The 13466-nt window shown below is 72.0% G+C and carries 10 protein-coding genes; 9 read left to right on the top strand and 1 reads right to left on the bottom strand.

What is annotated here, in order from left to right; all coding sequences use genetic code 11:
- Positions 1-20: 20 nt before the first annotated feature.
- The 7 genes from AB0K05_RS15700 (at position 21) to AB0K05_RS15670 (ending at position 8411) form a co-directional block, all read left to right on the top strand.
- A complete protein-coding gene (locus AB0K05_RS15700; RefSeq protein WP_271275646.1) occupies positions 21-1610 on the top strand; it encodes an MFS transporter in 1590 nt (529 codons plus the stop codon).
- Positions 1611-1730: 120 nt separating this feature from the next.
- Entirely contained in the window at positions 1731-2705 is a 975-nt protein-coding gene (locus AB0K05_RS15695) for a phosphotriesterase (protein ID WP_364229692.1), read from the top strand.
- Between the two features lie 36 nt (positions 2706-2741).
- Positions 2742-3695, top strand: a complete 954-nt coding sequence (locus AB0K05_RS15690) for a phosphotriesterase (RefSeq protein WP_271275644.1) — start codon at positions 2742-2744, stop codon at positions 3693-3695.
- A 14-nt stretch (positions 3696-3709) separates the two neighbouring features.
- Positions 3710-4828: an FAD-dependent monooxygenase gene (locus AB0K05_RS15685; protein WP_271275643.1), complete on the top strand. Its 1119-nt coding sequence runs from the start codon at positions 3710-3712 to the stop codon at positions 4826-4828.
- A 33-nt stretch (positions 4829-4861) separates the two neighbouring features.
- Positions 4862-5767 (top strand): alpha/beta hydrolase, encoded by a 906-nt coding sequence (locus AB0K05_RS15680; RefSeq protein WP_364229690.1) that lies wholly within the window; start codon positions 4862-4864, stop codon positions 5765-5767.
- A complete protein-coding gene (locus AB0K05_RS15675; protein WP_364229688.1) occupies positions 5764-6684 on the top strand; it encodes an MBL fold metallo-hydrolase in 921 nt (306 codons plus the stop codon). The genes AB0K05_RS15680 and AB0K05_RS15675 overlap by 4 nt, the downstream gene beginning before the upstream one ends.
- Before the next feature lie 8 nt (positions 6685-6692).
- On the top strand, positions 6693-8411 hold the full coding sequence (locus tag AB0K05_RS15670; protein ID WP_271275640.1) for a CocE/NonD family hydrolase: 1719 nt from the start codon (positions 6693-6695) through the stop codon (positions 8409-8411).
- 735 nt (positions 8412-9146) lie between these two features.
- On the opposite strand, the gene AB0K05_RS15665 is transcribed toward AB0K05_RS15670, so the two are convergent.
- On the bottom strand, positions 9147-10739 hold the full coding sequence (locus AB0K05_RS15665; RefSeq protein ID WP_364229685.1) for a hypothetical protein: 1593 nt from the start codon (positions 10737-10739) through the stop codon (positions 9147-9149).
- A gap of 926 nt (positions 10740-11665) precedes the next feature.
- On the opposite strand from AB0K05_RS15665, the gene AB0K05_RS15660 reads away from it, so the two are divergent.
- Both AB0K05_RS15660 and AB0K05_RS15655 read left to right on the top strand, forming a co-directional pair.
- Positions 11666-12178 carry an RNA polymerase sigma factor gene (locus AB0K05_RS15660; RefSeq protein ID WP_364229683.1) on the top strand — a complete coding sequence of 171 codons (513 nt, stop codon included), beginning with the start codon at positions 11666-11668 and terminating at the stop codon, positions 12176-12178.
- 5 nt (positions 12179-12183) lie between these two features.
- Positions 12184-13272, top strand: a complete 1089-nt coding sequence (locus tag AB0K05_RS15655; RefSeq protein WP_364229790.1) for a CU044_5270 family protein — start codon at positions 12184-12186, stop codon at positions 13270-13272.
- The last annotated feature ends 194 nt before the right edge of the window (positions 13273-13466 follow it).

Here is a 13466-nt window from a genome sequence, read left to right as displayed (position 1 = left end):
GTGGACAAGAAAGAACCGCGATGACGCAGACCGCTGCGCGCAAGCAGGGCCACACCGCCACGGTGATCGCCGGCTGCTTCGCCGTCCTCCTCGCGCAGGTGGCGTACTCACTGCCCGGCGCCCTCAACGGCACCTTCCACCAGGAGTTCCAGACCACCGGCGCCCAACTGACCTGGGTCACGGCCGCCTTCGCCATCCCCATGGTCGTCTTCGAGCTGACCACCGGCGTGCTCGGCGACCTGTTCGGCCGCAAGCGGCTGCTGCAGGCGGGTGCTCTGCTGACCGTGGCCGGCTCACTCGTCAGCTACGTCGCCGAGACCGTCCAGGCCCTGTGGATCGGGCAGGCCGTGGCGGGCTTCGGGGCCGCGATCCTCTACCCGATCTCGCTGGCCATGCTGGCCGCGGCCAGCCCGTCGCAGGAGGCCCGGTCCAAGGCCATCGCCGTGTGGGCCGGCTTCCTCTCGATCGGTGCGGCGATCTCCCCGCTGATGGGCGGATGGCTGGCCGAGCAGGGCGACTGGCGGGCGTCGTACCTCGTCGTGGTCGCCGCCGCGGTCGTGTCGATCGTGATCACCCGGTTCGCCGCCGACTCCTCGGCGCCGGAGGGCCGCAAACTGGACGTCCCCGGCCAGGTCACGCTGGCCCTGGGCCTGATCGCCATTCTCTTCGCCGCCACGCAGGGCTCCGAAGCCGGTTTCGCCCGCCCCGAGATCGTCGGCGCCTTCGTCCTGGGCGTCGCGCTCCTCGGCGCCTTCGTCGTCATCGAGCTGCGCACCGAGGTGCCGCTGCTGCACCTCGGCATCTTCGCCAACCGCTCCTACGCGGTCGTCGCGATCGCCACGGTGGTCGGCATGTTCGCGTTCCTCGCGACCTGCTACTCGATGAGCATCTGGCTCGGCGCGATCCAGCACCAGAGCGCCCTGAAGATCGGCGTGCTGTTCCTGTTCATCCAGGGCCCGGCCTTCGTGCTGGTGCCGATCGTCTCCCACCTGATCAGGAACTTCTCGCCCCGCTGGGTGCTCACGGCCGGCTTCTCCCTCATCGCCGTCAGCGGCGTCTGGTGCTCGACCTTCGACGTCCACGACATGGACTGGACGCGGTTCATCGCCCCGATGCTGGCGCTCGGCGTCGGCTTCGCGCTCACCGTCGGCTCGATCACGGCGGTCGCGATCAACACCGTTCCGCTGCGGCTGGCAGGCATGGCCAGCGCCACCACCAACCTGCTCCGCGACTTCGGCTTCGCCCTCGGCCCGGTGCTCATCGCCGCGTTCGCGGTCAGCCGGGCGAACAGCGACATGAGCGCCGGTTTCGGCGGGGCACTCGGCGCGTCCGGCCTCCAGCCGCCGTACACCGACGTCGCCGGAGGGATCGCGAACGGGAGCGGCGCCATGGCGATCAACTCGATGCCGGTCGTGCCCGGCGCCGGTCCGGACATGCCGCCGGTGCCGATGCCCGAGAGCCTGCGCACGCTCGCGCTCGAGTCGCTCGGCAGCGCCTACAGCCTCGCGTTCCTGGTCGCCGCCCTCTGCGCCGCCGCCGCCGCGGCTCTGACGCTGTTCGGGCTCTTCGGCTCGAAGCACGACGCCGACCTGCCCAGTACGAATGGATAGGTAAATTTACGTGACGGACATTTGCTTGACACAATGTAAAACCAGATGCCACGATTCACAGTGCGGGGTGACGCGGTCACTCGCTGAGACCCGAGCTGAAACCCGAAAGGAGTGGCAGTGATGGGCGACCAGACCGACACCGTCAACACCGTCCTCGGCCCGGTTCCCGCGCGGGAGCTGGGTGTCGTCGCGGTGCACGAAGCCCTGCTGTCGGTGTTCCCGGGAGCGGAGCACGCGTTCGACGTCACCCTCGACCGCGCCGAGATCTTCGAGACCCTGGCCGCGAAGCTGACGGACTTCCGCCGCCATGGAGGCGGCACGATCGTCGACAGCACCGGCATGTTCCACGGGCGCGACGTGCGGCTCTACGAGACCCTCTCGCGCGCCACCGGCGTGCACATCGTCGCGTCGACAGGCCAGGGCCCCGAGGAGCTGCTCGGCGGCTACTTCCTGACGCCGCAGACCAACCCGCCGACGCCCTGGCCGGCCGAGAAGTTCGCCGACCTCTTCGCCAAGGAGGTCACCGAGGGCATGGTGGTCCCCCGGGTCGAACGGCGCGGCGCCGCCGGTCTCATGGCCACCGCCGCGACCTCCTCGGGCATGACCGCGACAGACGAGAGCCTGTTCCGCGGCGCGGCCAGGGCCGCCCTCGCCACCGGCGTCCCGGTGTCCATCCGTTACGGCGGCGACGCCGTACACGATCTCGAGGTCGTCCTGGACGAGAAGCTGCCCGCCGGGCGCGTCGTCGTCGGCGGGCTCGACCGCAGGGACGCCGTCGCGGCCGGCGCGCCGCTCGCCGTCGCGGCCCGCGGCGCCTACGTCGCCCTCGACCACGTGGGCACCGAGGACGACGCCCACGTCACCGACGCCGGACGCGCCGCCCTGGTCGCCGAGCTGATCGAGGCCGGCCACCGCGACCGGATCCTGCTCTCCAGCAACGCGACCGGCGTCGCCAAGGGACACCCCGCCAACGACGTGCGCTACACCCACGTCCTCACCACGTTCGTCCCCCTCCTCAGGACACGGGGCCTCGGCGACGAGGACGTCCGGCGGATCCTCGTGGACAACCCCCGCGACCTGCTGTCGGTGCGCTGAGCGCGGCAGCCCGAGAGAGCTTCGAAGGTGAGTTTTGTGTCGAGAGTGAACACCGTCCTGGGGCCGATCCCGGCCGAGGAACTCGGTCTCGTGGCCGTCCACGAGCACATCGGGTACGGCATGCCGGGCTCCGAGCTGGACACGAAGTGGTGGAAGACCCCCGAGCAGCGGTACGAGGAGACCGTCCCGAAGCTGCGCCGGTTCCACGAGTACGGCGGCGGCACCTTCGTCGACGCGACCGGCATCTGCAACGGCCGCGACGTCGACTACTACAGGTCGCTGTCGGCCAAGACCGGCGTGCACATCGTGGCGAGCACCGGCTTCGTCGGCGGCGACACCGCGCTGCCGTTCTTCGCCCGGGCGAGCGTCGGCTATCTGACCGAGCACTTCGTCCACGAGATCACCGTGGGCATCGGCGACACCGGCGGCCGTGCCGGCATCATCAAGGTCGGCGTGAGCCGCGGCGGCCGCATGACGGACCTGGACAAGCGCATCTACCGCGCCGCCGCCCGCGCGGCCCTGGCCACCGGCGTGCCCATCCTGACCCACCTGGCGATCGACGCCGAGAACGCCATCGCCATCTTCACCGAGGAGGGCCTCCCGCTCGACCGCGTCCTGTTCGGGCACGTCGACGACGGGGTGAACGCCGACAAGACCCGTGACACCTGGATCGCGGAGCAGGGCGGCCGGATCGGGTTCGACACCTTCGGCTACGAGACCGAGCTGGAGGACCCGCCCTTCTGGGCCCGTCCGCGCAAGGAGCGGCTGGACCACTTCCTGCGCTTCATCGGTCAGGGGCACCTGGGCAAGGTGCTCGCCTCGGCCGACGCCAACTGCAGCCCGCTGGGCTGGCCGGGCGTGAAGGGCCACACGGTCAACTACATCTTCGAGGACCTCATCCCGGACCTGCGTGCCGCCGGCCTCGACGAGGCCACGATCACCACCATCTTCGTCGACAACCCCGCCGACTTCCTGACGATCCAGAACTGACAAGGACCACAAGCATGCAGCCCTCAGACCTGAAGAACCTGAAGATCGCCGTCGTCGGCGCGGGGTACGCCGGCGCCGCCGCGGCCAAGGCTCTGAGCCTCCTCGGCGCCACCGTCGACGTCTACGAGCAGGCGAGCCGGATCCACGAGGTCGGCGCCGGCATCGGCCTGCGGCCGTCCACCATGGACCGGTTCCGCCAGTGGGGCATCTTCGACGCGATCGCGAAGGTGAGCTCGCCGAGCGACTACTTCGAGATCCTCACCGCCACCGCCGAGCCGATCATCAAGGAGGCTTGGCCGGAGATCGACACCTTCGGCGAGAAGACCCGGCTGATCCACCGCTGCGACTTCATCGAGGCCCTCCTGGGCGTGCTCCCCGAGGGCATGGTCCACCTCGGCCACAAGCTGGAGGGCATCCAGGACGAGGGCGACAGGGCGACGCTGACCTTCGCCAACGGCGCGTCGGCCACCGCCGACCTGGTGGTGGGCGCCGACGGCATCAAGTCGGTCGTGCGCGCGCGGCTGTTCGGCGACAACCGGCCGGTGTTCTCCGGCGAGCACGCCTACCGCGTCGTGATCCCCGTCGGCGACGCCCACGGGATGGCCGTCGACGACAACTTCCGGATGTACATCGGCCGGGGCACGAAGGTCTACTTCCTGCCGCTGCGCCACCGCGACCAGGTCTCGTTCGACATCACCGCCCTGTGCCCCGACAGCACCTGGGCGCCGAAGGTCACCAAGGACGACCTGCTGAAGTGCGTCGAGGGCTTCGACGAGCGGATCGTGAACATCACCCGCGGCCTCGACATGGACGCCGTCAACTGCCGCGCGGTCTACGACATCGACCCGGTCGACACGTGGCACTCCGGCTCCGTCGTCCTCGTGGGCGACGCGGCCCACTCGATGCTGCACCACCAGGGTCAGGGCGCCAACTCGGCGATCCTGGACGCCGGCGCCCTCGCCGACGCGCTCAAGGAGGCCGGCTCCGTCAAGGAGGCGCTGGCGAGCTACCAGGCCGCCCGCAAGCCGGTGACCGACGAGCTTCAGCGGATCTCGCGCCAGGGCTGGACCGAGGACGAGATCAGCGACGTCTTCCCCGGCCAGAAGCCCGCGTCCCAGACGCCCGCGTCGTAGCGCCCACGTCCCGGAACATCCCGAAGGTCTGACATGCCACTGCACCCTGACATCGCCCGCGTCCTCGCCGGCCTGCCGGCGCCTCCTCCCGGCCCGCTGGACCCTGCGGCGATGCGCGCCGCCGAGGAGGCCCAGGTCCCGCCCGTGGCCGACCGGCTGCCGCTCCGCTCCGTAGAGGACCTCACCGCTGGACAGGTCCCGGTGCGGGTCTACACACCGCACGAGGCGGACGCGTACGACCTGCTCGTCTACTTCCACGGCGGCGCGTTCTTCCTCGGCAGCCTGGACACCCACGACCACGTCGCAAGGTCGCTGGCGAAGGAGACCGGGCTCAAGGTCGTCTCCGTCGGCTACCGGCGAGCGCCCGAGCACGCCTTCCCCGCCGGGCTCGACGACTGCTACGCCGCGGTCCGCTGGGCGGCCGGGAACCTCGGCCGGGAGGGCGCGACGCTGGCCGTCGCCGGTGACAGCTCCGGCGGCACGTTCGCCGCCGCGGTCGCCGGGCTGGCGCGCGACGACGGCTTCGACCGGATCACCCACCAGGTGATGTTCTACCCGTCACTCGATCTCGACTTCGACGTGGACCGCTACGCCTCGCTGCGCGAGAACACCGTCGGCTACGGCCTGGAGACGGCGGGGCTGAAGCCGTTCAACGCCTTCTACCTCGACAGCGGCGCCGACCCCGCCGATCCGCGGGTCTCGCCGATCAAGCGGGCCGACCTCACCGGGCTGCCGCCCGCGCTGATCGTGACCGCGGAGTACGACCCGATGCGCGACGAGGGCGAGCTCTACGGCCGGCGGCTCAAGGAGGCAGGGGTGGCGGCGACGGTGAGCCGCTATCCGGGCGCCGGCCACGGGTTCGTCCAGCACTTCTCCTGGATCCCGGAGTACCACCGGGTCTTCGGGGAGACGGCCGCCTTCTTGAGGGGCACGTCATGAACGTCCATCCCCTGGTCTCGCCGTGGGGCCGGTTCGGGCTGTACAGCTTCTTCCTCGACGCGCCCGAGCCGGCCGTCGTCGACACCGGGATCGCCTCCTCGCCCGCCGAGGGCATGGCCCCCGCGCTGGCCGCCATCGGGCGGCGCATCGAGGACGTGCGCTGGATCCTGCTGACCCACGGGCACATCGACCACGTCGGCGGCGCCCACGCCCTGTGGGAGCTGACCGGCCGCCGCGCGCGGGTGGTCATCCACGAGGCCGACGCCCCGATGCTGCGCTCGCGCCGGGCGCACGTGGACGAGTACCTCCGGGGCCGGGGCCGCTACCTGAACGACGCGGAGGGCGAGGCCAAGGTGACGGCCGCCGCCGACGCGGTCATCTCCGGCGAACTGGAGCCGCACGTGCTGGTCCAGGGCGGCGAGACCCTCTCGCTCGGCGGCGACGTCACCGTCTCCGTCCACGCGATCCCCGGCCACACGCCCGGATCGGTGGCCTACGAGGCCGGCGGCCGGGTGTTCGTCGGCGACGCCGTCCAGGTCCACGGGGCCGCCAACGGCTTCCCCGGCTTCGCGGACCCGGCCGCGTACCGCGAGAGCCTGCGCTTCCTGCGCGACGAGATCCGGCCGCGCCACCTCTACCTCGGTCACCCGTACCGGCGCGCGGACGGCACCCCGTACGGCGTCGAGCTCGACGCGGGGCAGGCCCGCGAGGCGCTCCAGCAGAGCCTGGACATCGAGGCACGGGTGAGCGAGGCGGCCCGCCGCTGCCTCCTGGACGGCCCGCGGGAGACGGACTCGCCGTACTCGCCGTTCGCGCCCGTCGCCGAGAGCCTCGGCTACACCGGCGACCCGGCGCTGGAGCCGTCGCCGTTCTTCACGTCGATGCACGGCTACCGCACGCACCTCGACCAGGACTAGGACATCTCATGGCTGACTTCCAGACGATCCACGCAGGCGGGCAGGCGATCGCCGTACGCAAGGACCTGCGGGTGCCGATGCGCGACGGGGTCACCCTCGCCGCGGACGCCTACCACGGCACGGAGGACCGGCCGCGCCCTGCCCTGATCGCGATGAGCGCCTACGGCAAGGAGCTGCAGGCCCTCGCGCTCACCACGCCGCCGCAGCGCCGCCCCAGCCCGATGTGGGACGGCTGCATCGAGGCCGGCGACATCGCGCGCGTCGTCAAGGAGGACTACGTCCACGTCATCGGCGACATGCGCGGCACCGGCGACTCCGGCGGCGTGATGATCGGCAACTACAACGCCGGCGGCGTCCCCCAGGGCCAGGACCTGTACGACGTCGTCGAATGGGTCGCCGCGCAGCCGTGGTGCGACGGGAACGTCGGCATGATCGGCATCTCGTACTTCGGGTCGATGCAGGTGTACGCCGCGGCCGAGCGCCCGCCGCACCTGAAGGCGATCTTCGTCAGCGGCGGCCACTTCGACTTCTACGAGACCACCTACCACGGCGGCATCATGTGGTTCATGCCCAGGGCCGCCCGCGAGGGACGCGGCGGCGACTCCGGCATCGCCCACACCGACGTGCGGTCCCGCATGCAGGAGGTCCACTCCCCCGAGGAGCTCAGGAAGCTCGTCGACGAGCGCCTGCGGGACCCGGACGTCGCCGCGTGGCCGAACCTCGTGCACGTGCTGAGGTACCCGAGGAACCGCGAGTTCTGGTTCGACATCGTGATGAACGACCTCGACGGCGAGTGGTACGAGGAGCGCAACCCCGTCAAGCTGGCCGAGAACATCGACATCCCGGTCTACCTGCAGATCGATCAGGGACGCGGCTGGACCGTCGACGGCCACATCGAGCTGTTCGACGTGCTGAAGGGCCCCAAGAAGCTCGACATCGGCTCCTACCCGCCGATGCAGTCGCGCCCCTGGATCGAGGAGCACGACAAGATGTTCCGCTGGTACGACTACTGGCTCAAGGGCATCGACAACGGCATCATGGACGAACCCGCCGTGAGCGTCTTCGTGGAGGGCTCGCGCGAGGTGGTCACCGCGTCGCAGTGGCCGCCGAAGGAGATCGACTACAGGCCGCTCTACCTGCGCCCGCGCCACAAGCTCTCCCCCGAGCCCGAGCTGATGGGCGCCGAGCACGCCGCCCCGGACGGCTTCTACCAGGCGCCCCTCACGGTGACCGACAAGGTGGAGATCGTCAGCTGGAGCACCGAGCCGTTCGAGGAGCCCGTGGAGCTCATCGGCACCGGCGCGGCGCACCTGTTCGCCGAGATCGACCAGGATGACACGAACTTCATCATGCGGCTGTGGGACGTCGCCCCGGACGGCGGCCGGCAGCTGATCACCACAGGCTTCCTCAAGGCGTCGCACCGCGAGCTGGACGACCGGACCACCGAGGGCAACCCGTACCACCCGCACACCCGCGCCGTGCCCGTGAAGCCCGGCGAGATCGAGGAGTACGTCCTGCGGCTCTACCCGTTCGCGGCGACGTTCCGCCCCGGCCACCGGCTGCTGGTGGAGCTGTCCAACGACGAACCACTGGCCGACGCGCACAACGCGCTGCTGCCGCCGGACGCCTTCCACCTGCCGGTGGGCCGTCCCGTCACGCACAAGATCTACCGCGACGCGGCCCACCCGTCCCGGCTCGTCCTGCCGTTCACCAAGCGTCACGGGTAGGTCAGTCCATCGCTGTCAAGGTGTCACGCAACTTGCGCAGGTCCCGCATGCGGGCCTCGTACGTCGCCCCGACCACCACGAGCAGCAGCCCGCCCACGGCGATCGGAGCCCAGCGCGGCACCACGAGGAGCATCTCCGACACGTACGGGGCCAGCTCCCGCACCGCGACACCGGCGAGCACGACGGCTCCGATCACCGTGGGCGCCCGCAACCGGAACCTGGCCCCGGCGACCAGCACCACGAGCGCCACCACGCCGAGGCCCAGCGACCGCCGCCATTCGGCGTCCGCGTAGACCGCGACCAGGCTGGGCAGCATCGTGAAGGAGAGGCCCGCACCGTACGCCGCCCAGGACCCGGCCGGTGCGCCACGCCGCCGCCACCAGCCGGATCCCAGCAGGACCAGCGAGCACGGCACCGTGTACGCCTCGACCACGGTGACCTCGTCCGCCCCCAGCCGCAGCCACGAGGCCAGCAACAGCAGGACGGCGCCGGTGTACCTGAGACCGCGCGCGCCGCCCTGCCCCGCCCGCAGCGACCAGAGCAGCGCCAGCACACCGGCCACGGCGAATCCCATGCTCGCCGCGACCAGGACGCGCACGCCCAGCGAAAGCCCCGCCGCCACCGCCTCCAGCCCGAGGAACAGCGCGCCGAAGGCCGGCGCCCAGACCTGGAGCTCCTTCGTCCTGCCCGCCAGCGCCATGACGGCGGCCGCCGACGCCAGGACAGGCAGCACGATCAGCGTCGCCGGCTCGCTGCCGAACGCGTACGCCGCCGCCCGCGTCGAGGCCGCCCCGGCGACGAGCGCGCACGCCCCGGCCCACCACGGCGCCCGGCCCAGCGTGGCGGCGACCGCCAGCGCGACGGCCAGCGCCACCTGGACCGCCACCACGGCCGGGTAGGGCATCGCGAAGGCCTGGGGCGCGACGGCGACCATGAGCGCCCCGACCACCAGCGCCCCGCACGCCGCCACCCGCACCGGCCACTTGCCCCCGCCCTTACCCTCGCCTTCGCCCTTGCCCTCGCTTCGCTTTTGCCCTTGCCTTCGCCTTCGCCTTCGCCTTCGCCCTCGCCCTTGCCCTCGCTTTCGCTTTCGCTTTCGCCACGAGGCACCGCCCTCCCAGCAGTGCCGGGAAGCACCTCCATCACCGGCCGCCCGCCAGCGCCCCACACAGCCGCCACCAGGAGGGCGGCGGCCACCGTGCCCAGCACCACCACGTCCGCAGGCGACGCCGTCGCGAACGGCTGCCACTGCGGTCCGCCCCACGTGCCCGTCCAGAACACGTCCAGCCACGGGAGCGGCGACCCCAGGGTGACCACGAGCCGGGGCAGCAGCGTCAGCGTGACCAGCAACGCCACCAGCCCACCGGTGGCCATGCCCGCGAGCCGTACCCTCCGCCAGGGCAGCCACGTGGCGGCGAGCACCACCGCGAGCGCCGGCACGAGATAGGCCAGGGAGCGCCAGCCCGCGCCCGGACCGGCCAGCGCCGCCTGCGCGGGCGCGGCCACCACGGCGATCAGCGTGAGCGCGGTCCCGGCGGTGACCACGGCGGCCCAGGTCTCCCCCTCGACGTCGCCCTGCCTGGCCAGCAGCCAGATCACGAACCCGCCCAGCAGAGCCAGCGCCACCAGCGGCCCCACCCTCACCAGAGCCTGACCGACGGACGGAGCCCCCAGCGCGTACGTCGTGCCACCCAGCAGAGCGAGCGCGGCGACCCCGCTGCCGGCCAGGGCGGCCGTCACCCGCACCGCTCCCCGGACATGACGGACCAGGGCCGCGTCCAACGCCGCGGTGGCCACCAGCGCGGCGACCAGCCAGGTCCCCGGCAGGCTCCCGGCCAGCAGCGTCAGCACCGGCTGCGCCAGCACCACGGCAACCGGACCGGGCCCGCGGAGCCGGGTAACCCGCGCGTAGGCCACCCCGCTCCGCGGGCCCGACCCAGTCAGCCGGGTGACCCGGGCGTAGGCCACCCCGCTCCGCGGGCCCGACCCAGTCAGCCGGGTGACCCGGGCGTAGGCCACCAGGATGAGCGCGGTGCCCCCGAGCACCCCCGCCGTGTAATGCGACGCGTCGAGGGCGTCGGCCCCGAGGAATCCCGCCTGTCTGGCCGCGTACCCGTCGAGCAGCAGCAACGCGACCGCGAACCCGGCCACGGTCTCGGCCGTCGCGGTGAGCCCGCGCCGCATCAGCACGACCGGCGCGACCATGACCAACGCGGTGAACCCGGCCAGCACGACCGCGCGCCCGCCGATCCCCAGCCACCCCCAGCTCACCACGGTGAAAACCACCGCCGCCACCGTCAGCAGCAGGCCCCCGAGAATGAGCAGCACGTTCTTCGTAGCAGCCTGCGAGACCTCCCGTGGCGCAGCACCAGGCCCCCCGCCCGCGTAACCCACCGCCGGATACGGCGACACCACACCAGCGCGCGGCGCACCGCCGTACGGCGGGACCACACCAGCATGCGGCACACCACCGTACGGCGGGACCACACCAGCATGCGGCACACCACCGTACGGCGGGAGCACTCCAGCGTGCGGCGCGCCAGCGTGCGGCGCGCCAGCGTGCGGCGGGAGCACTCCGACGTACGGTGGTGTGCCGCCGTGCGGCGGGAGCACGCCAGCATGCGGCGCGCCACCGTACGCCGGCGGCGCCGCGTCCCCGACGGCCTGACCCGCCACGCCAGCATCAGCGCCTGCGCCTGCGCCTGCGCCTGTGCCGGTGCCGGTGCCTGTGCCGGTGCCGGTGCCGGTGCCAGTGCCAGTGCCGGTGCCGGTGCGGAGGATGCCGAGCAGGTCCGTGCGGCGGGCTCGCAGCCGCGCCTGCTGGTCCCGCAGCCCGGCGAGAGCCTGGTCCACCTGCCAGAGCTCGTATGCGGCGGGTCCCTGAAGGGTCAGCCCGCACCTCGGGCACCTGGACACCGGCTCCCGGGACCTGGACCTGGACCTGGACCTGGACACCGGCTCCTGGGGCCCGGAGCCGGACGCGGACCCGGAGCCGGACCAGGACCAGGACCCGGAGCCGGAGCCGGGCAGCGGCGCTCCACAGTCCGGACATGTCATGCTTTGATGCACCGATACTCCGCTTCAGGGGTGTCGAGATGACCCATATCTCACACTGGCCCCCTTGCGAACCACTGTCACGCGTCCAAGGTGCCCAGGGCCGGATCTGACGGGATCGCCGGCCGGCTTGTAATTTCTGATGGTCTCGGACCACTTCCTCCTGTGAACAGTTCCGGGACACGTGAGGGGTTGGGGCGGTGACGAGCGATCGAGAGCGCTTCACCACCATCTACGACGAATGCCGACAACGCGTGTGGGCCTACGTGGTCAGCCGCGCCGGCCGGCAGGTGGCCGACGAGGTGGTGAGCGAGACGTTCGCCATCGCCTGGCGCAAGTTCGACCAGATGCCGCGGAACGCCCTGCCATGGCTGCTGGGTGTGGCGCGCAACGTGCTCCGCGACACCATCAGGGCCGAGGCCAGGCGTGAGGGGATCCAGCGCGAGATGCGCGCGTGGATCACCGCCGACGTGGCCGACCACGTGGCCGAACGCCTGGGCGTGCTCAAGGCCATGGCCAGACTCAGCCAGGACGAACGCGAGATCCTCATTCTCGTCGCCTGGCAGGGCCTGAGTCCGAAAGACGCCGCCAAGGTGCTCGGCTGCTCGGTGCCCGCCTTCCGGGTCCGGCTGCACCGGGCGAGAAAACGCCTGCGTGCCGAGCTCGAATCCCCCCCGCTGTCCCAGCCCCGGCTCGTCGAGGAGTTGTCGTGAACCCGATGGAAGAGCTGCGTGCCGCCCGCCCGGCCCACCTGACCGGCGGGCCGGTGGACCCGCGGACCCGGCAGGCCGAGCTGGCCCACGCCTTCGCCCAGCCCGCGCGGGTGCCGCGCCGCGGCAGGAAGTCGCTGACCTGGGGCCTGGGCCTGGCGGGCGCGGCGGCGGCCGCCGTGACCGCGGTCGCGCTGGCCGCCGGTTCGGCCCCGGTCGTGTCGCCGGGAGCGCCGGACGTCGCGGCGCAGCCGGTTACGCTGTCGGCGAGGGAGGTGCTGCTCGTGGCCGCGACCAGCGCGGAGCGCCGGCCCGCCGCCGCCGGAGACTACTGGCACGTCTCCAGCCGCTCCCGCAGTCTCCATCCGGTCAACGAAGGCTTCGTGATCTCCATAGAGCAGGAGAGCGAGAGCTGGGTGGGCGCGGACGAACAGTGGGGCTCCACCCGCGCCCTGGGCGTCAAGCCCGCGACCGACGCCGACCGGGCCGCCTGGGAGAAGGCGGGATCACCGCGAGAGCTGACCTTCGCGGGCCGCAAGCGGATCCCGATCCAGGAGAGCGCGGAGCGGCCGCGCACCGGTCACACCCGGGGCCAGGAGATCTTCTGGCTCGGCCGCAACGTCACCATGGCCGACCTGCGGAGCCTGCCGACCGATCCGGCTGCGCTCAAGGCTGACCTGCTCCGTTTCTACGAGGGCAAGGACACCGAGTCCGGCGCTCCGATGGCGGAGGACGCCTGGCTGTTCCGGGTGACCGACGGGTTGATCACCGACATGCCGGTGAGCCCGGAGGTGCTCGCGGCGGCCTTCCGGATGCTTGCTGACCTGCCGTCGGTCACCTCACTCGGCCAGGTCACCGACGCCGCCGGGCGCCCGGGCACCGCGATCGCCATCGCGGACATCTCCCAGCGCAAGCCCGGTGACACCGCCAAGGGCGTGGTTCAGGTCCGGCTGATCATCGACGAGAAGTCCGGCCGCGCGCTGGCGCGCGAAAGCGTAGTCGTCAAGCCCGGCGGCCTCCAGGCCGGACTGGAGCCGGGAACGGTGTGGAGCACCCACACCATCCTGGAGACGGGCTGGACGAACGAACACCCGTAGTACGCCACGCCGCGAGCGGCCTGAACGGCGCTCCTGGGCGGCGGCCCTAGGTGGCGGCCCTGGACGACGGCCCTGAGCGACGCTCCTAGGTGGCGGCCCTAGGAGGCGGTCCTGAGCCGCGGTCCTGAGCCGCGGCCCTGGGTGGCGGCCCTGGGTGGCGGCCCTGGACGACGGCCCTGAGCGACGCTCCTAGG

Origin of the sequence: Nonomuraea sp. NPDC049486 (assembly GCF_040676925.1) — a bacterium.
GTDB lineage: Bacteria > Actinomycetota > Actinomycetes > Streptosporangiales > Streptosporangiaceae > Nonomuraea > Nonomuraea ferruginea.
The sequence above is the reverse complement of the archived record's forward strand: the minus strand, read 5'-3'. Positions and strand labels throughout refer to the sequence as shown.

What these genes read in the sequence shown, in the direction of transcription:
- AB0K05_RS15700 (WP_271275646.1), top strand. Translation starts at nt 21, where the DNA reads ATGACGCAGACCGCTGCGCGCAAGCAGGGCCACACCGCCACGGTGATC.
- AB0K05_RS15695 (WP_364229692.1), top strand. Translation starts at nt 1,731, where the DNA reads ATGGGCGACCAGACCGACACCGTCAACACCGTCCTCGGCCCGGTTCCC.
- AB0K05_RS15685 (WP_271275643.1), top strand. Translation starts at nt 3,710, where the DNA reads ATGCAGCCCTCAGACCTGAAGAACCTGAAGATCGCCGTCGTCGGCGCG.
- AB0K05_RS15680 (WP_364229690.1), top strand. Translation starts at nt 4,862, where the DNA reads ATGCCACTGCACCCTGACATCGCCCGCGTCCTCGCCGGCCTGCCGGCG.
- AB0K05_RS15675 (WP_364229688.1), top strand. Translation starts at nt 5,764, where the DNA reads ATGAACGTCCATCCCCTGGTCTCGCCGTGGGGCCGGTTCGGGCTGTAC.
- AB0K05_RS15670 (WP_271275640.1), top strand. Translation starts at nt 6,693, where the DNA reads ATGGCTGACTTCCAGACGATCCACGCAGGCGGGCAGGCGATCGCCGTA.
- AB0K05_RS15655 (WP_364229790.1), top strand. Translation starts at nt 12,184, where the DNA reads ATGGAAGAGCTGCGTGCCGCCCGCCCGGCCCACCTGACCGGCGGGCCG.